18 protein-coding genes are annotated in these 23,702 nt (G+C 60.7%); 9 read left to right on the top strand and 9 right to left on the bottom strand.

What is annotated here, in order from left to right:
• Nucleotides 1-32 precede the first annotated feature (32 nt).
• Nucleotides 33-488, bottom strand: a complete 456-nt coding sequence (locus NTD89_RS12900; protein ID WP_003171120.1) for a tRNA (cytidine(34)-2'-O)-methyltransferase — start codon at nucleotides 486-488, stop codon at nucleotides 33-35.
• Between NTD89_RS12900 and NTD89_RS12895 the strand changes: the two genes are divergently transcribed.
• Nucleotides 487-927: a hypothetical protein gene (locus tag NTD89_RS12895; RefSeq protein WP_262208053.1), complete on the top strand. Its 441-nt coding sequence runs from the start codon at nucleotides 487-489 to the stop codon at nucleotides 925-927. The two genes, NTD89_RS12900 and NTD89_RS12895, sit on opposite strands and share 2 nt — an antisense overlap.
• 639 nt (nucleotides 928-1,566) lie before the next feature.
• On the opposite strand, the gene ntrC is transcribed toward NTD89_RS12895, so the two are convergent.
• From ntrC to glnA, 6 genes are all read right to left on the bottom strand, one after another.
• A complete protein-coding gene (gene ntrC / locus NTD89_RS12890) occupies nucleotides 1,567-3,003 on the bottom strand; it encodes a nitrogen regulation protein NR(I) (RefSeq protein ID WP_003218003.1) in 1,437 nt (478 codons plus the stop codon).
• On the bottom strand, nucleotides 3,000-4,085 hold the full coding sequence (gene glnL, locus NTD89_RS12885) for a nitrogen regulation protein NR(II) (protein WP_016979130.1): 1,086 nt from the start codon (nucleotides 4,083-4,085) through the stop codon (nucleotides 3,000-3,002). Before glnL ends, ntrC begins: the two co-directional genes overlap by 4 nt.
• Nucleotides 4,086-4,317: 232 nt before the next feature.
• Nucleotides 4,318-4,944, bottom strand: a complete 627-nt coding sequence (locus tag NTD89_RS12880; RefSeq protein ID WP_262208052.1) for a hypothetical protein — start codon at nucleotides 4,942-4,944, stop codon at nucleotides 4,318-4,320.
• A 129-nt stretch (nucleotides 4,945-5,073) separates the two neighbouring features.
• Nucleotides 5,074-5,610 (bottom strand): chorismate mutase, encoded by a 537-nt coding sequence (locus NTD89_RS12875; protein WP_145159903.1) that lies wholly within the window; start codon nucleotides 5,608-5,610, stop codon nucleotides 5,074-5,076.
• A gap of 129 nt (nucleotides 5,611-5,739) precedes the next feature.
• Entirely contained in the window at nucleotides 5,740-6,159 is a 420-nt protein-coding gene (locus NTD89_RS12870) for a cupin domain-containing protein (protein ID WP_262208050.1), read from the bottom strand.
• Nucleotides 6,160-6,435: 276 nt separating this feature from the next.
• The gene (gene glnA / locus NTD89_RS12865; RefSeq protein ID WP_034117297.1) at nucleotides 6,436-7,842 is read right to left on the bottom strand and encodes a glutamate--ammonia ligase; all 1,407 of its coding nucleotides are present in this window, start codon (nucleotides 7,840-7,842) and stop codon (nucleotides 6,436-6,438) included.
• A gap of 334 nt (nucleotides 7,843-8,176) precedes the next feature.
• On the opposite strand from glnA, the gene thiI reads away from it, so the two are divergent.
• Complete coding sequence (gene thiI, locus NTD89_RS12860; RefSeq protein WP_106577484.1) at nucleotides 8,177-9,631, top strand: tRNA uracil 4-sulfurtransferase ThiI; 1,455 nt, start codon at nucleotides 8,177-8,179, stop codon at nucleotides 9,629-9,631.
• Nucleotides 9,632-9,770: 139 nt separating this feature from the next.
• Nucleotides 9,771-11,591, top strand: coding sequence for a translational GTPase TypA (gene typA / locus NTD89_RS12855; protein ID WP_032890153.1), 1,821 nt, complete (start codon nucleotides 9,771-9,773; stop codon nucleotides 11,589-11,591).
• Nucleotides 11,592-11,778: 187 nt separating this feature from the next.
• Here the strand turns inward: typA and NTD89_RS12850 are convergent, their stop codons facing one another.
• Nucleotides 11,779-12,213, bottom strand: a complete 435-nt coding sequence (locus tag NTD89_RS12850) for a YkgJ family cysteine cluster protein (protein WP_262208048.1) — start codon at nucleotides 12,211-12,213, stop codon at nucleotides 11,779-11,781.
• Nucleotides 12,214-12,449: 236 nt separating this feature from the next.
• Between NTD89_RS12850 and NTD89_RS12845 the strand changes: the two genes are divergently transcribed.
• From NTD89_RS12845 to NTD89_RS12820, 6 genes are all read left to right on the top strand, one after another.
• On the top strand, nucleotides 12,450-14,900 hold the full coding sequence (locus NTD89_RS12845) for a glycogen/starch/alpha-glucan phosphorylase (RefSeq protein ID WP_262208047.1): 2,451 nt from the start codon (nucleotides 12,450-12,452) through the stop codon (nucleotides 14,898-14,900).
• Nucleotides 14,901-15,070: 170 nt separating this feature from the next.
• A complete protein-coding gene (locus NTD89_RS12840) occupies nucleotides 15,071-18,589 on the top strand; it encodes a DUF2339 domain-containing protein (RefSeq protein WP_262208046.1) in 3,519 nt (1,172 codons plus the stop codon).
• Nucleotides 18,589-19,932, top strand: coding sequence for a DUF3999 domain-containing protein (locus NTD89_RS12835; protein WP_262208250.1), 1,344 nt, complete (start codon nucleotides 18,589-18,591; stop codon nucleotides 19,930-19,932). The genes NTD89_RS12840 and NTD89_RS12835 overlap by 1 nt, the downstream gene beginning before the upstream one ends.
• A 96-nt stretch (nucleotides 19,933-20,028) precedes the next feature.
• Entirely contained in the window at nucleotides 20,029-21,039 is a 1,011-nt protein-coding gene (locus tag NTD89_RS12830; RefSeq protein WP_053253909.1) for a class 1 fructose-bisphosphatase, read from the top strand.
• A 176-nt stretch (nucleotides 21,040-21,215) separates the two neighbouring features.
• Nucleotides 21,216-21,470 carry a hypothetical protein gene (locus NTD89_RS12825; RefSeq protein ID WP_017849914.1) on the top strand — a complete coding sequence of 85 codons (255 nt, stop codon included), beginning with the start codon at nucleotides 21,216-21,218 and terminating at the stop codon, nucleotides 21,468-21,470.
• A gap of 30 nt (nucleotides 21,471-21,500) precedes the next feature.
• Complete coding sequence (locus tag NTD89_RS12820) at nucleotides 21,501-22,070, top strand: lipocalin family protein (RefSeq protein ID WP_145159912.1); 570 nt, start codon at nucleotides 21,501-21,503, stop codon at nucleotides 22,068-22,070.
• Between the two features lie 127 nt (nucleotides 22,071-22,197).
• Here the strand turns inward: NTD89_RS12820 and NTD89_RS12815 are convergent, their stop codons facing one another.
• Nucleotides 22,198-23,562 carry a formimidoylglutamate deiminase gene (locus tag NTD89_RS12815; RefSeq protein ID WP_262208045.1) on the bottom strand — a complete coding sequence of 455 codons (1,365 nt, stop codon included), beginning with the start codon at nucleotides 23,560-23,562 and terminating at the stop codon, nucleotides 22,198-22,200.
• Nucleotides 23,563-23,702: the final 140 nt, after the last annotated feature.

The raw sequence follows: 23,702 nt of genomic DNA, 5'->3' as shown, positions 1-23,702 counted from the left end.
ATACAAGCTCCCTCCCACATTTGCTATGTGTATTACTTGAAACCGAGCTGGCGCCAGCCTTCGTAGACGGCGACGGCCACGGTGTTGGACAGGTTCAAGCTGCGGCAGCCCTCACGCATCGGCAAGCGCAGGCGATGGCCGTCGGGCAGGGCGTCGAGCACCTCGGCCGGCAGGCCACGGCTTTCCGGGCCGAACAGGAAGGCGTCGCCTTCGGCAAAGCTGGCGTCATGAAACGGCCGCGAACCTTTGGTGGTGAACGCGAACAGCCGCGGGTGGCCCAGGCTTTCCAGGCAGCTGGCCAGGTCCGCATGGCGCTTGAGCGTGGCGTACTCGTGGTAGTCCAGCCCGGCGCGGCGCAGGCGCTTGTCGTCCATGTCGAAGCCCAGAGGCTCGATCAAATGCAGGTGGCAGCCACTGTTGGCGCACAGCCTGATAACGTTGCCGGTATTCGGCGGAATTTCTGGTTGAAAAAGGATGACGTGAAACATGCACGGCTCCGAAGGCAAAGATGCGCTGCATTCTACCCCCGAAGACGACCCAAGACCGAAGCTATTGCCCAGGGTTTTGGGCTCATTGGCGATTGTCGGTTTGATGATCGGCCTGATGATTGGCCGCCTCACAACGCCGGACCCGGTCGAACTGCAACAGGTCGAGACCGCGGCGGACGGCCTGGTGGTGTGGTTCAACAGCGAACCCAAGCTGCACGGCGAACATATCGACGGCACCGTGGCGCTGCTGTTCGACGCGCTGGGCAAGGCCGCCAGCGGGCAGCTCAAGGTCAATGACAAGGATGTGAACTGGCGCATCCGCAAAACCGATGGCGGCCTGCTGCTGAACCTGGTGGCGGCTCGGCCGTTGCGCGGGGAGTGGAAAGGGGAGAAGGCCGATGGCCGTTGGCGGTTGCAGATCCATCTGCGCGAGGAATAAAAGAGGGAATCCCCGGCCTGCCTGTACCAAGGTTCCCAAAACGGGCTGGGGCTACGGGCGCTGTGCCACATAAGCCCCGGGTGTAAAGAAGGGAGTTCCCGGCCTGCCTGTACCAGGGCTCCCAAAACGGGGTGAAGCCAAAGGCTTCGGTGTTAAAGAGGGAATCCCCGGCCTGCCTGTACCGAGGTTCCCGAAACGGGTGTGGGGCGCGACGCGATCCGCATCAAGCACCCCGGGTGTAAAGAGGGGATTCTCGGCCTGCCTGTACCAAGGTCCCCGAAACTGGGTAGTACAAGGGTTATTGCAGGGCGCGTGCCAGAACTTGCAATGTGTGCCAAAAAAAATTGCCAGAAAGCGCAAAGCCCCGAAATACGGGGCTTTGGCGTTTTCGATGTTCAAGATTTTTTCAGCGACGCTGAGGTTTCAGGCGTTGAATCCGTGCCCGATGCCGGTTCATGGTGCATTGAAGCGGTGCACGGTCTGAAGCCTGGTGGAGATCCAAACGTGCAGGAGATTCAAATGTGGGAGGGGGCTTGCCCCCGATAGCAGTGTGTCAGCCAGCGAGTATGTGGTTGATACACCGCAATCGGGGGCAAGCCCCCTCCCGCATTTGATATTCAGTGGATGAGAAGGCTGTGATCAGCCCTCATCCCCCTCATCATCATCGCCGCCATCGACCTTCATCCCCAGCTCCTTGATCTTGCGCGTCAAGGTATTGCGGCCCCAGCCCAACAGCACGGCGGCGTCGCGGCGGCGGCCGGCGGTGTGCTTCAAGGCAGTTTCGATCATGATCCGTTCGAACGCCGGTACGGCGCTGTCGAGCAGGTTCGACTGGCCGCGTGCCAAGGCCTGATCGGCCCACTGGCGCAGCGCCTGTTCCCAGTTGGTCACCGGTGCCGAGTCCTGCGGCAGGCTGAGCAGCTCCGGCGGCAGGTCGCTGATATGCACTTCACGGCCGGAGGCCATGACGGTGATCCAGCGGCAGGTGTTCTCCAACTGCCGCACGTTGCCCGGCCACGGCAGATTCTTGAGGTACTCCTCGGTCTCGCTTTTGAGCAACTTCGGCTCGACGGCCAGCTCTTGAGCGGCGCGGCTGAGGAAGTGACGAGCCAGGGTCGGAATGTCTTCGCGGCGATCCGACATGCGTGGGATGTGGATACGGATCACGTTCAGACGGTGGAACAAGTCCTCACGGAATTTGCCCGCGTGCACCAGGGTTTCGAGGTTCTGGTGGGTTGCCGCGATGATGCGCACATCGACCTTGACCGGCGTGTGCCCGCCCACGCGATAGAACTCACCGTCAGCCAATACGCGCAGCAAGCGGGTTTGGGTGTCGGCCGGCATGTCGCCGATTTCATCCAGAAACAACGTGCCGCCGTCCGCCTGTTCAAAGCGGCCGCGACGCAGGTTGGCCGCGCCGGTAAACGCGCCTTTTTCATGGCCGAACAGCTCGGACTCCATCAAGTCCTTGGGAATCGCCGCCATGTTCAGCGCGATGAACGGCGAAGCCGCCCGCGGGCTGTGGCGGTGCAAGGCATGAGCCACAAGCTCTTTACCGGTGCCTGACTCGCCGTTGATCAGCACGGTGATGTTGGAGTGGCTCAAGCGCCCGATGGCGCGAAACACTTCCTGCATCGCCGGCGCTTCGCCGATGATTTCCGGGGTGCGGGTCAGGGCCGGTGGGGCTTCCTGGTTCTGTTGTTCCTGGGCGTGCTGGTTGGCGCGCTTGACCAGCGCCACGGCCTCGTCCACGTCGAACGGCTTGGGCAAGTACTCAAAGGCGCCGCCCTGGTAGGACGCGACAGCGCTGTCCAGGTCCGAGTGCGCGGTCATGATGATCACCGGCAGGCGCGGGTGCTGCTCGCGGATGCGCGCGAGCAAATCCAGGCCACTGGCGCCGGGCATGCGGATGTCGGAGATGATCACGTCCGGCTGCTGGCGCGCCAGGCGGCTCATCACCCCGTCGGCGCTGTCGAAGCTCTGGGTGGTCATGCCTTCCTGTTGCAAGGCTTTCTCGAGGACCCAGCGGATAGAACGGTCGTCATCGACGATCCAGACAGTTTCACTACGGCTCATGTCGATGGGGCTCCTTGTTCCAGAGGCAGAAAGATCGAGAAGGTGGTGTGACCGGGATGGCTCTCACACTCGATCAAACCCTGGTGCTGGCTGATGATGTTCTGGGTAATGGCCAGGCCCAGCCCGGTACCGTCCGGGCGGCCGCTGACCATGGGGAAGAAGATGGTTTCCTGCAGCTCTGCGGGAATGCCCGGGCCGTTGTCGATGATCTCGACCTTGGTTACCAGGCGGTGGCGCACATGGCCGATGGTGAATTGGCGCAGCGCGCGGGTGCGCAGGCTGATGCGACCCAGGCGCAGCTCGTTCTGGCTGCTGATGGCCTGCATGGCGTTGCGCACGATATTGAGCACGGCCTGGATCATCTGTTCGCGGTCGATCAACACGTCCGGAATGCTTGGGTCGTAGTCGCGTACCAGGGTGATGCAGCCTTGGCTTTCGGCCTCGACCAACTGGCAAACGCGTTCCAGCACTTCGTGCACGTTGGTCATCGCCAGCGACGGCAATTTGTTGGAGCCGAGCATGCGGTCCACCAGGTTACGCAGGCGGTCGGCTTCTTCGATGATGACGTTGGTGTAGTCCTTGAGGTTCTCGTCCGGCAGCTCGCGGGCCAGCAATTGCGCGGCGCCGCGAATCCCGCCCAGCGGGTTCTTGATCTCATGGGCCAGGCCGCGCACCAGCATCTTGCTGGTTTCCTGCTTGGACAGCTGCGCTTCTTCTTTAGTAATACGCAGCAGGCGGTCGCGCGGGTGCACTTCGAGCAGCAGCAAGGTGGCGCCGTTGCTCAGGATCGGGGTTACTGCGTAGTCGACGGTCAGCGTCTGGCCGGTGAGGGCGGTGAGCATCGCTTCGCGCTTGGTGAACGGGTGTGCCTGCTCCACCGCCTGGCGCAACGAGCTCAAGGCTTCGGCCGACTCGGTGAACAATTCGCTGATGAACTGCCCATGGCTGCGCTGGCCGCTGATGGCCAGGAGCATCTCCGCCGCCGGGTTCATGTACTCAAGACGCAAGTCGTCATTGAGCAGAATGGTCGCGGTGGTCAGGTTGTCGAGTAATAAACGGTGCAGTGCATCGCTGATGGTCATCAGGACCTCTTTTGGAGCAAGGCGCGGGCTTGAGGCACACGCTGATACAAGGAAAATGCAAAAACCAAACCAAGGCTCCGAAAAGAAGCGTTAAAGCCCTGAAATAGGGGTTTAAGGCGCGAAACTGTGGCGTTCTGCCAGCTCACTCGGGAAGATTCGAACCAAAATGGGCTGCCGGGGTGGGAAGGGTGCGGCGCTACGCACCAATATAGTGCAGTTTTGCGGGGTTTGTTCAGGAAGGTTTTTTAGGCGTGCTTTTTCGATTGTTCAGGCAAGGCTTGATGACCTCGCGCAAGCCTGTGCTGTCTTTGGGCAGGATGAACTCGGCGCTCAGTGGCGAATCACCGGGAATGGCGGAGGGAATGGTCATCCTGATGCGCTGGCCACCCATGTCGTCGGTGATCCACTCGCGCAGCTCTTGGCGGTTGGCAGGCATGGTGAGTTTGAACAGTACGCCGTGCTGCTGCGTGGGCTCGGCGCTGTAATAGCCGTTTACGCGATAAGTGCGGGCTGGAAGCACGCCGGTGGTGAGGCTGAGCGGGCCGGTGGAGCGAGCATCCGGGCTTTCATAAATACCGGGTTTGAAATGCAACTGGTCGGTGTGGGTGAGCAGCGAGATCATTGGGCGCAAGGGCGCGCTGTAGCACGCCACATGCAGGATCGCCATGCTGGAATTGCCGTCGTGGGCAGCGGTGCCATTGATGCGCGCATTGATAATCGTGCTTTGCGGGTAAGGCGCTTCTACCGTCCAGGCCGTGGGCTCAAGGTCGAGGGGCGTTGACGGTGTGGGTTTTTGCGCTGCGGCGATCGGGCTGAGCACGAGCGTCAGTGAACACAGGGTCTTACAGATAAGGTTCATCGCAAAGACATCGGCGAGTGGCGGCAGGACGCTGCATCGTAGGGGGCGGATGGCCTGGGATGTATCAGACATTTCCGCGATTTAACCAAAGTGCGGGAAAGGGCCTTCAATGAAGCAGGCCCTTATCCTTCAAGGCGTGTAGACGCACAACTCGGCCGTGGCGCGGGTCATTGCGATCTGCACCAAGGGATCGTTAAGCGGTTCGTGCACGGCCAGGGCTACCCAGTGCGGGCACTGCGGGTTGCTGCGCTCGGGGCCGAAGTCGGCTAATTGTTGCAGCATGCGCTTTTGCAGTTGGTCCAGTTGAGGGCGAATCTTGCCGGTCAGGTCCGGGCGCGGCGTATCGGGCGCCTTGCCTTTAAACTGCCAGTCGGACAGTCGGGTGTATTGCACCAGTTTATTCGCCTCGATCTGCGCGGAGAAAAATTGCTCCGCCGCCTCGGGCGAGACTTTGTAGTCGGGGGCCTGGGCTCTCGCGCTGGCGATCACAGCCTGTTCGCGAGGGCGATCTTCCACGGCTTTGTGGCTGTCCCATTTGCTCAGTGCGACCTGGTCGGCGATGGTCAGGCGCTCGGCGATGCTGTTGAGCAGCGGTTCGAGTGTCGGCGGCGCGGCAGTGGCGGTGGCGCTGGCGAACAGCAAGGCAAGTACGAGTCGATGTTTCAAAGGCGGTCCCCTGTAGGCACGAGCGTGTTCGAAGGTCGCCAACGATAACGCGTAATTATTGAAGGCGCGCGGCACGCTTGAGATTTTTTGCGCGCGCCTGCGCCCGGCAGTTAGTGGCGCAGGCCAGCATCAATCGGTGTGGGAGAGCGGCATGCCGGGGCTGCCGGCATAAAACACCAGTAACTCCACCGGCGTATCCCCTGTGACGCCTCGATGGACGATGTTGACCATCTCGGCGAGTGTCTGCCCTTGTCTGAAAACCCGGGCGTGCCCGCTGTCGCGGCTTTGCACCGTGAGTTCGCCGCTGAGTATGTAAGCCGCATTGGGCATCGGGTGTGTGTGCCAGGCGAGGGTGGTGTGTGGCGCAATCTTGAGCTTCAACAGCGTCAGCTCCGGGGCGCTTTGGGGGTAGCCGGTATAAGGCGTACCGTCCCAGGATGCGTTGCTTTGCAGCAGGATTTGCCTTTCGATCGGCGCAGGGGCTTTGGGTGGGGTGCCACACCCGTGCAGAAACAGGCAGGCGATGAGCGCGAGCGAGCGGTTGTACATGATTTGATCCGTTGAGCAGAGTAGTGCCTCAGGCTACGTGCGTTAGGTCGGGATGGATGTCGGGCGAGGCGGCGAGTCTGCGCAGTTATCTGCCTGTGTGATGTAAGAGGTGGGCGTGGCAGGTGCCGCAACGCCGCCAGAAACACGATGGCTTTGACGGGTACCCACGGCGGCCTTCTCCCGCGCCGCGCGGGTAGCTTCGATATTTTCAGGCATAAAAAAAGGCCTCCCGAAGGAGGCCTTTTTTGTCACGCCGCTTTAAGCGGCGCTACCGGATCAGCAGCTGTAGTACAGCTCGTATTCCAGTGGGTGTACGAAGGTGCGTACTTTGATTTCTTCTTCGCTTTTCAGCTCGATGTAGGCATCGATGAAGTCGTCGCTGAATACGCCGCCTTTGGTCAGGAACGCACGGCCCTTGTCCAGCTCTTCCAGGGCTTCTTTCAGGCTGCCGCACACTTGTGGGATCTCTTTGGCCTCTTCAGGCGGCAGGTCGTACAAGTTTTTGTCGGCGGCGTCGCCTGGGTGGATCTTGTTCTGGATACCGTCCAGGCCGGCCATGACCAGGGCAGCGAAGGCCAGGTACGGGTTGGCTGCTGGATCCGGGAAGCGTGCTTCGATACGGCGAGCGCGAGGGCTGGACACGTAAGGAATACGGATCGAGGCGGAACGGTTACGCGCCGAGTAAGCCAGCATCACAGGGGCTTCGAAACCTGGGACCAGACGCTTGTAGGAGTTGGTCGACGGGTTGGTGAAGCCGTTCAGGGCCTTACCGTGCTTGATGATACCGCCGATGAAGTACAGGGCGGTGTCGGACAGGCCGGCATAACCTTCGCCAGCGAAGGTGTTCTTGCCTTCTTTAGCGATGGACAGGTGAACGTGCATACCCGAGCCGTTATCGCCGTACAGCGGCTTAGGCATGAAAGTAGCGGTACGGCCGTAGGCATCAGCCACGTTGTGTACGCAATACTTGAGGGTCTGAACTTCGTCAGCCTTGGCAACCAGGGTGTTGAACTTCACGCCGATTTCGTTCTGGCCGGCAGTCGCCACTTCGTGGTGGTGAACTTCGATGACCAGGCCCATTTCTTCCATGGCGTTGCACATGGAGGTACGGATTTCGTGGTCGTGGTCGAATGGCGGAACCGGGAAGTAGCCACCTTTGATGCCTGGACGGTGGCCTTTGTTGCCGCCTTCGATGTCCTGGTCGGACATCCACGAACCTTGTTCGGAGAAGATCTTGAACATGGAGCCGGAGATGTCGGACTTGAACTTGACCGAATCAAAGATGAAGAATTCTGGCTCTGGGCCTACGAATACGGTGTCGCCGATACCGGTCGACTTCAGGTATTCCTCGGCACGCTTGGCGATCGCACGTGGGTCGCGGTCGTAGCCTTGCATGGTCGAAGGCTCGATCACGTCGCAGACGATGATCAGGGTTGGGTCTTCGGTGAACGGGTCGAGAACGGCAGTGCTGTCGTCCGGCATCAGGATCATGTCGGAGGCTTCGATGCCTTTCCAGCCAGCAATGGAGGAACCGTCGAACATTTTGCCTTCTTCGAAGAAAGCATCATCCAGCGCGTCGCGAGCCGGCATGGTCACGTGGTGCTGAGTACCTTTAGTGTCCGTGAAGCGCAGATCAATCCATTTAACGTCATGATCTTTGATGAGTTGAACCGACTTCGACATGGTGTCCTCCGGGTGGCTTCGGGCTGGGGTAGTGGAGTTAGCCCTTAGAATGTGGGTGATGCCGGCGCGAATACTCGACCAAGGCAACCTGCCTCACAAGAGAGCAAATTGCATGCCAGTGCGCCAACATGGCCTTATTGCCTCAAAATGGCCCCTATAAAGGTGCAATCCGCTGAAGCGCAATAAATAACGCACTGCAATGTAGCGTTAATTTGCGCAAATGACCCGTTTTGGTGCGCGTTGTGTCTGATGCATATTAACTGGTTAAACCTTGAGCGATTTCCGCTATAATCCGCGCCCCCCTTTTTCAGCAGGCCCGGCGCGCGCTGTTTCCATGAAATTAATCGTTAAAGTGTTCCCCGAGATCACCATCAAAAGCCGACCGGTACGGACGCGTTTCATCCGTCAGTTGGCCAAGAACATCCGTGCCGTGCTCCGTGACCTGGACCCGGCTGTGGTGGTGAACGGCGTGTGGGACAACCTCGAGCTGGAAACCCGTGTCACCGACGCCAAAGCCTTGAAGGACATGACTGAGCGCCTGAGCTGCATGCCGGGCATCGCGCATTTCCTGCAGGTGGATGAGTACCCGCTGGGCGACTTCGACGACATCACCGAAAAGTGCAAACAGCACTACGGTAGCGAGCTTGAAGGCAAGATCTTTTCGGTGCGCTGCAAGCGCGCCGGCAAGCACACCTTCAGCTCCATGGACGTCGAGAAATACGTCGGCAGCAAGCTGCGTCGCGAGTGCGGCGCTGCCGGAATTTCCCTGAAAGCGCCGCAAATTGAAGTGCGCATGGAAATTCGCGACCAACGGTTGTTTGTGATCCACAGCCAGCACAACAGCATCGGTGGCTACCCGTTGGGTGCCCTGGAACAGACCCTGGTACTGATGTCCGGCGGTTTCGATTCCACGGTGGCGGCCTACCAGATCATGCGCCGCGGCCTGATGAGCCACTTCTGCTTCTTTAATCTGGGCGGGCGTGCACACGAATTGGGCGTGATGGAAGTCGCGCACTTTATCTGGAAGAAGTACGGCAGCTCCCAACGCGTGCTATTCGTAAGCGTGCCGTTCGAGGAAGTGCTGGGCGAAATTCTCGGCAAAGTCGATAACAGTCATATGGGCGTAGTATTGAAGCGTATGATGTTGCGCGCTGCGTCGCGGATTGCCGATCAACTGCAGATCGACGCGCTGGTGACCGGTGAAGCGATTTCCCAGGTCTCCAGCCAGACGCTGCCGAACCTGTCGCTGATCGACTGCGTGACCGAGAAGCTGGTGCTGCGCCCGCTCATCGCCAGTCACAAGCAGGACATCATCGACCAGGCCGAAGAAATCGGCACGGCGGCGTTTGCCAAACACATGCCTGAATATTGCGGGGTCATCTCGGTGAACCCCAAGACCCACGCCAAGCGCAACCGCGTGGAGTACGAAGAACAACAGTTCGACATGGCGATTCTGGAGCGTGCGCTCGAGAACGCCAAAATGGTCCCGATCGATCGCGTCATCGACGAACTGGGCCAGGATGTGCAAATCGAAGAAGTCAGCGAAGTCCTGGCCGGCCAGATTGTCGTCGACATCCGTCATCCGGATGCCGCCGAAGATGAGCCGCTGGAAATCGCTGGCATCGACGTGCAAACGCTGCCGTTCTACGCATTGAACGCGCGTTTCAAGGAACTGGATAACAGCCGTCAGTACCTGCTGTATTGCGACAAAGGCGTGATGAGTCGCCTGCATGCCCACCATTTGCTCAGTGAGGGGCATGCCAATGTGCGCGTTTATCGACCGAGCTAAGAGCCCGGGGCTGTTTGCCTGTGGCCTGCGTCACCGGCCCCCCGACTCTGCCGTCAAGCTGTAACGGCAAGGCCTGACTCTACTGTTAATCGCTGCCACGACCTGTCAGCACACCGAATCCTCTGATCGAGATACACAAGTGATCGAAAATCTACGTAACATCGCCATCATTGCTCACGTTGACCATGGTAAAACCACCCTGGTAGACAAACTCCTGCGTCAATCCGGCACCCTGGAGCGCAACGAGCTCAACGACGAGCGCGTGATGGACTCCAACGACCAGGAAAAAGAGCGCGGTATTACCATCCTGGCTAAAAACACCGCTATCAACTGGAACGGCTACCACATCAACATCGTGGACACCCCGGGCCACGCCGACTTCGGCGGCGAAGTTGAACGTGTAATGTCGATGGTTGACTCCGTTCTGCTGCTGGTTGACGCTCAAGACGGCCCTATGCCGCAAACCCGTTTCGTGACCAAGAAGGCGTTTGAAGCCGGCCTGCGTCCGATCGTGTGCATCAACAAGGTTGACCGTCCAGGCGCGCGTCCGGACTGGGTTCTGGACCAGATCTTCGACCTGTTCGACAACCTGGGTGCTACCGAAGAACAGCTGGACTTCAAAGTCGTCTACGCCTCGGCCCTGAACGGCATTGCCGGTCTGGAACACACCGACATGGCTGAAGACATGACCCCGCTGTACCAGTCGATCGTCGACAACGTACCGGCGCCAAAAGTTGACCGTGACGGTCCGTTCCAGATGCAAATCTCGGCACTGGACTACAACAGCTTCCTGGGTGTTATCGGTGTTGGCCGTATCGCTCGTGGTAGCGTCAAGCCGAACACCCCGGTTGTCGCCATCGGCGCCGACGGCAAGAAACGCAACGGCCGTATCCTGAAGCTGATGGGTCACCACGGTCTGCACCGTATCGACGTTGAAGAAGCGTTTGCCGGTGACATCGTGTGCGTGAGCGGTATGGACTCTCTGTTCATCTCCGACACCCTGTGCCAGCCGGACAACGTCGAGGCGATGAAGCCTCTGACCGTTGACGAGCCAACCGTTTCCATGACCTTCCAGGTAAACGACTCGCCTTTCTGCGGTAAAGAAGGCAAGTTCGTGACGTCCCGTAACATCAAGGAACGTCTGGACAAAGAGCTGCTGTACAACGTTGCACTGCGCGTTGAAGAAGGCGACTCGGCTGACAAGTTCAAGGTTTCCGGCCGTGGTGAGCTGCACCTCTCGGTACTGATCGAAACCATGCGTCGCGAAGGCTTCGAAATGGGCGTTGGTCGTCCAGAAGTGATCATCCGTCAAGTTGACGGCGTGAAGCAGGAACCGTTCGAAAACGTCACCATCGACACCCCTGAAGAATCCCAGGGCAAGGTCATGGAAGAGATGGGCCTGCGTAAGGGCGACCTGACCAACATGGTGCCGGATGGCAAAGGCCGTGTGCGTCTGGAATACAACATCCCTGCTCGTGGTCTGATCGGTTTCCGTAACCAGTTCCTGACCCTGACCAACGGTGCTGGCATCCTGACCTCGATCTTCGATCGCTACGACACCATGAAGTCCGGCGACATGTCCGGCCGTCAGAACGGTGTTCTGGTATCGGTAGAAACCGGCAAGGCACTGACCTACTCCCTGGAAACTCTGCAGGCGCGTGGCAAGCTGTTCGTTGAACACGGTCAAGAGATCTACAACGGTCAGATCGTTGGTCTGAACAGCCGTGACAACGACATGGGCGTCAACCCAACCAAAGGCAAGAAGCTCGACAACATGCGTGCTTCGGGCAAAGACGAAACCATCGCTCTGGTTCCACCTGTTCGCTTCACCCTGGAACAGGCCCTGGAATTCATCCAGGACGACGAGCTGTGCGAAGTCACGCCTAAGTCGATCCGCCTGCGTAAGAAGATCCTGGACGAAGGCGAGCGTACCCGCGCTGCCAAGAAAGCCAAGAACTGAGTTAACTCAGGCTGAATGAAAAACGCCCCCGGTCGAAAGGCCGGGGGCGTTTTTTTGTGCCTGCAATTTTTGTGGTGGCTGTACCGGCCCTATCGGGGGCAAGCCCCCTCCCACCTTTGAAATGCGTTCCAATGTGGGAGGGGGCTTGCCCCCGATGGGGCCTTAGAAACCCCCACAAAAACCCGGATCAGAACTTATCGAGCGTCTTGAACTTGGTCTCGCGCACCACTTCCTTGGGCTTATACGCGCAGTACCCCGGCCGCGGCCCGATTTTGGGGTGGTTGCGGCACGTATCCGGGCGCTTGTCATAAATAGTGCAGAAGCGCGTCTTACGATCCAGGTACAGGCAATCGTTGTTGCTCATGCGCTGCAGGGTAAAAATCTCGGATTTGGAATTGAAACGCTCGACGATGCCTTCTTTCTGCAAGCGCTTGGCGATGTTCTTGGGCGGGTCGCCGCGCTCGAATTCATCGACGATGCCAATGCGGATAAGGTCCTTGATCTTCACCTCAACCGGCAGCGTGCAGCAGCTGGACACGCAGCCACCGCACATGTGGGCGGAATATTTCTGCCAGGTCTCGAGACGGTCGAGTTCCGCGGCGGCGATCAGTTGAGACTTCATCAGGGTTCCAAGGTGGGGCTGTATCCGGGCGCGCGATCATACCGGGATTGATGGTTTTTTGAACAATATTTTGTGGTTTTCAGCCCGAAGGCTGCTCAAGCACCGATTGGGCACGACCCCTGCATCAATTTCCCGCAAAGGTGAATGAGTAAAAATACTGCCGAACCAGAGCGTCTACCGTCTGTCAGACCGACTAGGCTCTAGCAACTCCTTCAATCTCGCCCGAGGTCGCACCGATGTCTCAGGAACCGCTTGCACGAGAAGCAGAGGTAGCCGCATTCCGCGATGCTGTCTTGACCAAACTCACCTACGCGGTGGGCAAGGACCCCGACCACGCTTTCGACCACGACTGGTTCGAAGCCATTGCCCTGGCCGCCCGCGACCAGATGGTCGATCACTGGATGGACCACACGCGGCGCATTTACCGCAAAGGCCAGAAGCGGGTTTATTACCTTTCCCTGGAATTTCTTATCGGCCGTTTGCTCTACGACAGCCTGAGCAACCTCGGCGTGCTGGAGATCGCGCGCGAAGCGCTGTCCGAACTCGGTGTGGACCTGGAGCGCATCCGCCTGCTGGAGCCCGACGCGGCGCTTGGCAACGGTGGCCTGGGCCGCCTGGCCGCCTGCTTTATGGAAAGCATGTCGACCTTGGGCATTGCCGGCCACGGTTATGGCATTCGTTACGAGCACGGTTTGTTTCGCCAGGCGATCGTCGATGGCTGGCAACAGGAACAGACCGAGCGTTGGCTGGACTTTGGCAACCCGTGGGAATTCGAACGGGCCGAGGTGATTTACCCCATCGGCTTTGGCGGCAGCGTCGAAACCCTGGCGGACGCTTCCGGCAAGATGATCCAAGTGTGGTCGCCGAATGAAACCGTGCGCGCGGTGGCTTATGACACCCCCGTCGTCGGCTGGCGCGGCGCCAGCGTCAACACCCTGCGCCTGTGGCGTGCACGCGCCGTGGAAGACTTGCACCTGGAGCGTTTCAACGCGGGTGACCACTTGGGCGCCGTCGCCGAAGTCGCCCGTGCCGAAAGCATCTCCCGTGTGCTTTACCCGGCCGACAGCACCGAAGCAGGGCAGGAACTGCGTCTGCGCCAGGAATACTTCTTCGTCTCTGCCTCGCTGCAGGATCTGCTGCGCCGCCACAAAAACATGCACGGCTCGGTATTGAGCCTGGGCGAACACGCCGCCATCCAGCTCAACGACACGCACCCCTCGATTGCCGTCGCCGAGCTGATGCGCCAACTGGTCGACCTGCATGACATTCCGTGGGAAGCGGCGTGGGACGTGACGGTTGAAACCCTTTCCTACACCAACCACACCTTGCTGCCCGAAGCGCTGGAAACCTGGCCTGTAGGTTTGATGGAACGCATGCTGCCGCGGCACATGCAGATCATCTACCTGATCAACGCCCAGCACATCGACTCGCTGCGGGCCAAGGGCATTCACGACTTCGACGTGCTGCGCGCCGTGTCGCTGATAGAAGAAGACAACGGCCGCCGCGTGCGCATGGGTAACCTGGCGTTCCTCGGCTCCCACAGCGTCAACGGCGTGTCTGGCCTGCACACCCAGCTGATGCGCAGCACGGTGTTCTCCGAGCTGCACAAGCTGTATCCGGAGCGCATCAACAATAAAACCAACGGCATTACCTTCCGCCGCTGGCTGTACCAGGCCAACCCCAAGCTCACCGATATGCTGGTGGACGCGCTGGGCCCGGACATTCTCGACACCATGGAAACGCGCCTGACGGAGCTGGAAACCTTCGCCGAGAAGCAATCCTTCCGCAAAGCCTTTGCCGATCAGCGCCTGCACAGCAAGCGTGCACTGGCCGAGATCATCCATGAGCGCCTGGGTATTTCAGTGAACCCGGCGGCGATGTTCGACGTGCAGGTCAAACGCATCCACGAGTACAAACGCCAGCTGCTCAACCTGCTGCACACCGTGGCGTTGTACCAGGCGATCCGCGCCGAGCCGGGCACCGACTGGGTGCCACGGGTGAAGATCTTCGCCGGCAAGGCAGCGGCGAGTTACCACCAGGCCAAGTTGATCATCAAGTTGACCAACGACATCGCCCGTACCGTGAACAACGACCCGACCGTGCGCGGTTTGCTCAAGGTGGTGTTCCTGCCCAACTACAACGTCAGCCTGGCGGAAAGCATCATTCCGGCGGCGGATTTGTCGGAGCAGATCTCCACGGCCGGCTTTGAAGCCTCGGGCACCAGCAACATGAAGTTCGGCCTCAACGGCGCGCTGACCATCGGCACCATGGACGGCGCCAACGTGGAGATGCACGAGCGCGTAGGCGCCGATCACATGTTCATTTTCGGCCTCAGTGCTCAGCAGGTCGAAGCCCGCAAGCACGCTGGCGAATTCAACGCCGGGCCGGAAATTGCTGCCTCCCATCGTCTCAACGACGTGTTGCAAGCGATTCGGGGCGGGGTGTTCTCGCCGGATGATCCCGGCCGCTATGTGGGCCTGATCGACGGGCTGATCGACTACGACCGCTTCCTGGTGTGTGCCGACTTCGATTCCTACTGGGACGCCCAGGCGCGGGTCGAAGCGCATTGGCATGACTCCAAAGCGTGGTGGCGCTCGGCTGTGCTGAATACGGCGCGCATGGGTTGGTTCTCTTCGGATCGCACGATCAGGGAGTACGCGACCGAAATCTGGAAAGCGCTCGACTAACCACCGCAATACAAAATGTGGGAGGGGGCTTGCCCCCGATAGCGAATTGCCAGTTTGCAGATATGTCGACTGGCACACCGCTATCGGGGGCAAGCCCCCTCCCACATTGGCCCCGCGTCGATATACTAGGCCCCGGTTTGCCCGCCTCGGGCTGCTTAGGGATATCAACCATGCAATGGATTTTCATGCTGATTGGCCTGGTGCTCGGCTGGACACTTGATGAGTCGTTCAGTGATGCGGGTATCGGTGCGCTGCTGGGCTTGGGCATTGGCCAGGCCATCCGCCTGGCGAAGCTGTCGGCGCAAGCGGACCAGCAGGCGCGTCAGTTGGAAACCACGCAAAAGGCGCTGATTGCGCTGGGTGAGCGCCTGCGGCAACTGGAGGTGCCCGCGCCGACGAACAGCGTCATGGTCGAGCCCCCCACCCCTGAACCCATCCCTGTCGCCGAGACGCCCCAACTTGTTTGGGAGCTGCCCGCCGAACTGGCGCCTGTCGCCGTGGTTGCCGAGGCGAGCCAGCCGCTGCCGGATCACGTCTGGGCCCCAGCGCCGACGCCAGAACCTAAAGAGCCTGCTATTGCCCGCGGCCCCAACCTGATCGAGCGCGCCATCAGTGGCGCACGCAATTGGCTGTTTGGCGGTAATACCGTGCTGCGCGTCGGCGTGGTGCTGTTGTTCCTGGGCCTGGCGTTTTTGCTGCGCTATGCCACCGAAGGCGTAGTGGTGCCGATCGAGTTGCGTTACGCCGGGGTTGCCGCTGCCGCCATCGGCCTGTTGGGCCTGGGGTGGTGGTTGCGGCTGCGTAACAGCAATTACGGCCTGATGCTGCAAGGCACCGGCATCGCCGTGTTGTACCTGACGGTGTTCGCCGCAATGCGCTTGCACCCGTTGATCGATCCGGGCGCCGCGCTGGGCCTGCTGGTGGCGGTCACGGTGTTCTCGGCAATCCTGGCGATCACCCAGGATGCCCTTGGCCTCGCGTGCGCAGCGGCGTTGGGTGGCTTTGCCGCGCCGATTCTCACGTCAACCGGCGCCGGCAATCACGTGGCGTTGTTCAGCTACTTCGCATTGCTCAACGCCGGCATCCTGGCCATCGCCTGGTTCAAGGCCTGGCGCTTGCTCAACCTAATCGGGTTCGTGGGTACTTTCGGCATTGGTTTCGCCTGGGGCATGCGTTCCTACACACCGGAGCTGCTGTGGAGCACCGAGCCGTTCCTGATCCTGTTTTTCCTGATGTATCTGGCCATCGGCCTGTTGTTCGCCCGGCGCAAACTGCTTGAGATGAGCGACGCACCCGAAGACGACAGTCGGGGTGCGCTGCTGCGCTGGTCGGCGGCCAAGGGTGATTACGTCGATGGCAGCATGCTGTTCGGCCCGCCGTTGGTGGGCTTTGGTTTGCAGTTCGCGCTGGTGCAGCACCTGGAATTTGCCGCCGCATTTAGTGCGCTGGGCCTTGGCATCCTCTACATGGGGCTGGCGCAATGGCTGCGTAGCGGGCGGGCGTTGTTGCTGGCGGAAACCTGCCTGGCGTTGGGCGTGATCTTTGCCAGTTTGGCGATTCCGCTGGGCCTCGACGCACGCTGGACGGCTGCGGCGTGGGCGGTGGAGGGCGCGGGGATTTTCTGGCTCGGCTTGCGTCAGCAGCGGCCACTGGCGCGCGCGTTCGGCCTGTTGCTGCAATTGGGCTCGGCGCTGGCGTTCCTCAGCGAACTGCGCGTAGGCGAACTGACCTTGCTCGACGGTGCGCCATTGGGCGCGCTGTTGCTGGGTGCGGCGCTGTTGTTCAGCTTTAATCAGTTGCGCAAGGCGTCGACCGAGCAGGCGGCGGATTGGGAGCGCAAAGGCCTGCCCGTGCTGGCGAGCCTGGGCCTGAGCTTTTTGTACCTGCTTGCACCGTTGCTGCTGCTGACCCAAGGCACCGCCATCAGTTGGGCAATCGCGGGTCTTGTGACGTTGTTTGTCGGCCTGCGCATCGGCTCGCGCACCTTCCTGTTCACCGCGTTTGGCGTGCAATTGCTCGGTGGCGCGTTGTTCCTGTTGCGCTTGCAGGGCGGTAAAGGGGCGGCGGTATTCAGTGCGGGCTGGAGCGGTTTGCTGACCGCCTCGCTGATCGGCCTGGCGTTGGTCGGCGGCATGCTGCTGGCCGTGCGCGACGACAAGGTGCGCAGCGACATAGGCCTGCTGCGCGGTCTGTCGGTGGTGCTGCTAGCCGGTCTGGTCCTGATCAACCTCGCGGTGCTGTTCGTGCTGCCGTGGGAAAGCGCCAGCGGCGTCTGGGCAGCCAGCGGTTTGCTGATCATCTGGTTGAGCCTGTACCTGCAACAACGCGTGAGTTTTGTGTTTGGGTTGCTGCTGCAACTGATCGGCGGCGCTTCGTTCCTGTTGGCGGTGCCACAGCTGCTTGGGCCGTTGAGCAGCGAAGGCTTGCACCCCTTGGCGCACAGCGGTTTCTGGACGCCAATGGTGTTGGGCCTGGCTGCCTTGGTCGGCGCCTGGCGCTTGCAGCGTGAGCCGCATGCGCCGGTGTTTGCCGTGTTGAAACTGCAACGCCTGTCTGATCTGCTGCTGGTGTGGGGCGCGGCCTGGTGGACGCTGGCGCTGATCGGTGAAGTGTTGCGGTTTATCCCGCAGGCGCTGCAAGGGCCATTTTTGCTCGGCATCGCGGCGGTGAGCGTGGCGATCTGGGCGCTGCTGGCCGAACGTTTGCGCTGGGCGTCGCTGGGCATGTTATGCGCCTTGCTGATGCCGGCGGCGGGCGTGGTGTTGCTGGCCTCAGCCGATGATTATTACCACCCGGCAGCGCAGTACGGCTGGCTGGCCTGGTTGGCGGTGTTCGTTGTGCACTTCATCGCGCTACGGCGTTTGGCGGCGGTGGTGCCGAGCAACGTGCTGAGCATCGCTCACGTACTCGGCTGCTGGATGCTGATCGGCGTGCTGGCGCTGGAGCTGCGTTACGGCCTGTTGCTGCTGTCGAGCGAATACAACGCCTGGCGCTGGCTGGGTTGGGCGATCCTGCCAAGTCTGTACCTCGTGTTGGCGGCTGCGCCACGCCGCTGGCCATGGCCGGTGTCGGCGCATCCGCGTGAATACCGTGTGCTCGCCGCGCTGCCGCTGGCGGTGTTGATGCTCGGCTGGTTCTGGTTGGCCAATATCTTCAGCGACGGCACGGCCAAACCGCTGCCGTATGTGCCGCTGCTCAGCCCACTGGACCTGGGCCTGCTGTTCGCGTTGCTGGGTATTTACCTGTGGTCGCGCAGCGTAGCGCCGCAGCGCGGTCCACGTGCCGAGCTGATCGCCCAAGGTGTCGCGGGGGTTTCGCTGTTTGCCTTTTTCACGGCCCTGGTGATGCGCGCTGCCCACCATTGGGCAGGCGTGCCGTTCCATCCGGAGGCGTTGCTGGAGTCGATGCTGGTTCAGGCCGGCCTGTCGATTGTCTGGACCCTGATCGCCCTCGGGCTGATGATCGGCGGCCATCTGCGCCATCGTCGTGAAGTGTGGTTGATCGGCGCGGCGCTGATTGCGGTGGTGGTCGCCAAGCTGTTCTTCGTCGAGCTGAGCAACCGTGGCGGGCTGGCGCGGATCGTGTCGTTTATCGGCGTGGGTGGGTTGCTGCTGGTGGTGGGTTACTTTGCGCCGCTGCCGCCCAAGCGTGCCGAACCTGTGTTGGAAACTGAAGGAGCATCCTCTTGATCGGTAAGTTGAGCGTGATCGCGGTGGGCGTGTGTATGACGTCGTCGGTGTGGGCGCAGGAAACGCCTGCCGACTTCACCACGCAAGTGCCGCTGGCGGTGAGTGGCAACGGCCCTTGGTATCGCCTGGAGTTGCCGCTGTCTGTGCAACTGAGCGCGCGTCAGGCGGATCTCGGCGATGTGCGCGTGTTCAATGCCGCCGGTGAGCCTCAGGCCTACGCGCTGTCACGCCAATCTGCGCAACGCACCGAAAGCCGCACTGTGACCGACGTGAAGTGGTTTCCGCTGTACGCCGCCGACACGCGCGAAAGCGTGCCGGATGTGGTGATGAAATCCACGGCCGAAGGCACGCTGCTCGAAGTGCGCCCGTCCAAGTCGGGCAAGCAAGTGCTGCGCGGCTGGGTGCTGGACGCCAGTGCGATCAAGGCGCCGTTGCAGCAACTGAGCCTGGACTGGAGCCGCGAACAGGACGGCTTCCAGCGTTTCAGCATTGAGGCCAGCGACGACTTGCAGCACTGGGAGTCGTGGGGCGATGGCCAGGTGGCACGTCTGTCGTTTGCCGACGAGCGTGTCGAGCAACACGAGGTGAGTTTGCCGGGGCAACCGGCGCGTTACCTGCGCCTGGTGTGGCAGGGCCAGGTCGCGCCGACGCTGACCTCGGCCAAGCTGGTGAGCGCCACCAGCAGCAGCCTGCCGATGCCATTGGTGTGGTCGCAGCCATTGTCGGGCGCGCGGCTCAAGGCGGGGGAATACAGCTGGCAGTTGCCGACGGGGCTGCATGTCGAGCGTCTGCGCATCGAGCTCAAGCAGCCGAACACGCTGGCGCCCGTCACCTTGGCGGGGCGCCGTGACGCCAATCAAGCCTGGCAGCCGCTGAGCAATGGCGTGTTGTACCGCTTGACCCAGAATGGCCAGGACGTGGTGCAGGATGAGTTGCAACTGCCGGGAGTGGCTGTCGGCGAGCTTAAATTGCAGGTGGATGAGCGCGGCGGCGGCCTGGGCGTTGAGGCGCCAGCCCTGCGTTTTGCCGTGCGCGCCACGCAGTTGGTGTTCCTGGCGCGGGGTGAGCCGCCGTTTACCCTGGCGTTGGGCAATGGTGCGGTCAAGGCGGCAAACCTGCCCTTGTCGACCTTGATTCCCGACTACAGCGCCGAGCGCCTCAAGACGCTGGGCCAGGCCAGGGTCAGCGGTGACGCTGTGGTTAAAAGCGCCAGCGTTGCCGCATTGCCCGAAGTGGGCACCGACTGGAAGAAACTCGGCCTGTGGGCCGTGCTCCTGTTGGGTGTGGCGGCGCTGGGGGCGATGGCCTACAGTTTGTTGCGTGCGCCTGCGGCCAAACCGTGAACTCTATTGGCGTTAAATCCTCTGATTAGAGGAAATAACCCTCGACTCGCGTTAAACTGCGCGGGTTTTTAAGCCCCCCATTCTCCGGAGCCTTACATGTCCCGCGTTACCCTGAGTCGCTATTTGATCGAGCAGACCCGCAGCAACAACACGCCTGCCGATCTGCGCTTCCTTATCGAAGTGGTGGCGCGTGCTTGCAAGGAAATCAGCCACGCCGTGTCCAAAGGCGCACTGGGTGGTGTTCTGGGCAGCATGGGCACTGAAAACGTCCAAGGCGAAGTGCAGAAGAAGCTCGACGTGATCTCCAACGAGATCCTGCTCGAAGCCAACGAATGGGGTGGTCACCTGGCCGGCATGGCGTCCGAAGAAATGGACAATGCCTACCAGATCCCGGGCAAATACCCGAAAGGCGCCTACCTGCTGGTGTTCGACCCACTGGACGGTTCGTCCAACATCGACATCAACGCACCGGTCGGCACCATCTTCTCGGTACTGCGTTGCCCGAACGAATACCTGAGCCAGAACGAAGCCCTGAACGAAAAGGCCTTCCTGCAGCCAGGCACTGAGCAAGTGGCTGCCGGCTACGCGATCTACGGCCCACAGACCATGCTGGTGCTGACCCTGGGCGACGGCGTCAAAGGCTTTACCCTGGACCGTGAAATGGGCAGCTTCGTGCTGACTCACGAAGACATCACTATTCCTGCCTCTACCCAGGAATTTGCGATCAACATGTCCAACCAGCGCCACTGGGAAGAGCCGGTGACTCGCTACGTCGGCGAGTTGATGGCAGGTGAAGAAGGCCCGTTGAAGAAGAACTTCAACATGCGCTGGGTCGCCGCGATGGTAGCTGACGTGCACCGTATCCTGACCCGTGGTGGCTTGTTCATGTACCCGCGTGACAGCCGCGAGCCGTCCAAGCCTGGCAAGCTGCGTTTGATGTACGAAGCCAACCCGATGTCCTTCCTGGTTGAGCAAGCGGGCGGCGCGTCCACCGACGGCCACCAGCGCATCCTCGACATCCAGCCCGAAGGCCTGCACCAGCGCGTGGCGGTATTCCTGGGTTCCAAAGAAGAAGTTGAGCGTGTGACCGGCTACCACAAGAAGTAAGACGCGGCGATAACTTATCCGCGATGTTGTGAGGCTGTTCACTGTTGAAAAAGCCCCGAAACGTTTCAGCGTTTTCGGGGCTTTTTTGTTTTTGCTCATCGGGAACCAGACACCTCTTTTCCCTTCTAAGCTTCTGGCAGATACCCAAGCTGCTTCGTCCCTCCAGGAGTTTTTCCATGTCGTTACGCCGTCTCGCCCTGCTGGCTTTTTGCGTGCTATTGGCCGCTTGCAGCAAGGTCAACCAAGAAAATTACGCGAAGTTGTCGGCTGGCATGGCCAAGGCTGAGGTGGAGTCGCTGCTGGGCAAACCGACCGATTGTTCTGGCGCACTGGGCATGTCCAGTTGCACCTGGGGCGATAAAAACAGCTTTATCAGCGTTCAATATGCCGGTGACAAAGTTTTGATGTTTTCCGGGCAAGGCCTGAAGTAAACCGGGGCGCGAGCCTGCGGGAGAAGAAGAATGATGCGTTTTGTTTTTTGCCTTTGTGCCAGCCTGTTTTTGGCAGGCTGCGCCAGCCATTCTGGCGATGATCTGCAACCCAAGACAGCAAGCAACGTCAACCTCAAGCGTTACCAGGGCACCTGGTATGAGTTGGCCCGATTGCCCATGTACTTCCAGCGCAACTGCGCGCAGTCCGAAGCCCGCTACACGCTGCTGCCCGATGGCGACATGTCGGTGTTCAACCGCTGCCTGACGCCTGAATGGAAGTGGGAAGAAGCCAAGGGCACGGCCACGCCGCAAGTGCCGGGCAAGACCGACAAGCTCTGGGTGGAATTCAATAACTGGTTCACGGCGCTGCTGCCGGGCGTCGCCAAGGGCGATTACTGGGTGCTGTATGTCAGCGATGACTACAAGACCGCCATCGTCGGCAGCCCAAGCCGGCGTTACATGTGGATATTGTCACGTACGCCGACGGTGAATGCCGACACCCGCGAAGACCTGCTGAGCAGGGCGCGCCAGCAAGGGTATGACACCACGCGATTGATCTGGCGTACGTCGGACAAGCAGATGGCCAAAACCTCGCAGTAATCTGAGGTCACCCTCAATCTAATGTGGGAGCTGGTTTGCCTGCGATAGCATCACCCCGGTGTAACTGATACACCGAGGTGTCTGCATCGCAGGCAAGCCAGCTCCCACATTTGTTATGGGTTGTTGGTCAACCGAGCAAGTCCCTCAATACCTGCGTGAATGCCCGGCTGCTTTTCTCTTCACCGGCATGGCGCCCATCGCGCACCACCCACTTGCCGTTGACCAGCACATCGCGCACTTGCCGATCACCGCCGGCGAACAGCCAGCGATTGAGAATCCCGTCCTCGGTTGCCGTTGCCAGGTACGGATCGCTGCCGTCCAGCACTATCCAATCCGCGCGTTTACCCACTTCCAACCGACCAATCGGCTGGCCCAGCGCCTGGGCGCCGCCGTCCAGCGCGGCATCAAACAGCGTGCGGCCGACCATCGGTTGATCACTGCGGTACAAGCGGTTGCGCCGTTGATCGCGCAGGCGCTGGCCGTATTCCAGCCAACGTAATTCTTCCACCACGCTCAACGACACATGGCTGTCGGAACCGATGCCCATGCGCCCGCCTTGAGCGAGGAAATCGACTGCGGGGAAAATCCCGTCGCCCAGGTTGGCTTCGGTGGTCAGGCACAGACCGGCAATCGCGCGGCTCTTGGCCATGCGCGCCACTTCGTCGGCATCAGCATGCGTGGCGTGCACCAGGCACCAGCGTTCATCCACCTCGACATTGTCATACAGCCATTGCAACGGGCGCTTGCCGCTCCAGGCCAGGCAATCATCGACTTCTTTTTGCTGCTCGGCGATGTGGATATGCACCGGGCACGTCTTGTCGCTGGCAGCCAGGACGTCATTGATTTGGTGCGGCGTGACGGCGCGCAGAGAGTGGAAGCACAGGCCCAACTGCTGCGCCGGTTGCGCGGCGAGGATTGGCTTCAAGCGCGCTTGCAGGTCCAGGTAGTTCTCGGTGCTGTTGATAAACCGCCGCTGGCCTTCATTCGGCGCCTGGCCGCCAAACCCGGAATGGCTGTAGAGCACCGGCACCAGCGTCAGGCCAATCCCGCTGCTGGCGGCCGCCTGGCTGATCTGCCGCGACAGCTCTGTGCGGTCGGCATACGGCTGGCCGCTGACGTCGTGATGCACGTAGTGAAATTCGGCCACCGAGGTGTAACCGGCCTTGAGCATCTCGATGTACAGCTGGCGCGCGATGATCTGGAGTTGGTCCGGGTTGATCTTGCCGACCATGCGGTACATCAGATCGCGCCAGGTCCAGAAGCTGTCATTCGGGTTGCCGGCCACTTCCGCCAGGCCCGCCATGGCCCGCTGGAATGCATGCGAGTGCAGGTTCGGCATGCCCGCCAACACCGGGCCTCTGAGCCGTTCGGCGCCGTCTGCACTGGCGTTGGGCTCAACGTGGGTCAGCACGCCATCGGCGCTGACTTCAAAGCGTACATCGTTGGCCCATCCATTAGGCAGCAGCGCGCGTTCGGCAAAGAAAGCGGACATGATCAAGGCACCCCGGTCGTGTGTTTATTTGTATATACATATACAGACGTTTGCCTGCTCGGTAAACTCCGGCAATCTATGCATCTTTTCCCCCTGCAAGGATTCCCTGTGCCGACTCCGCCTGCCAAGTCTTCGCTGGC

It is taken from the genome of Pseudomonas sp. 14P_5.3_Bac1 (assembly GCF_025466135.1).
Taxonomy (GTDB): domain Bacteria; phylum Pseudomonadota; class Gammaproteobacteria; order Pseudomonadales; family Pseudomonadaceae; genus Aquipseudomonas.
The sequence above is the reverse complement of the archived record's forward strand: the minus strand, read 5'-3'. Positions and strand labels throughout refer to the sequence as shown.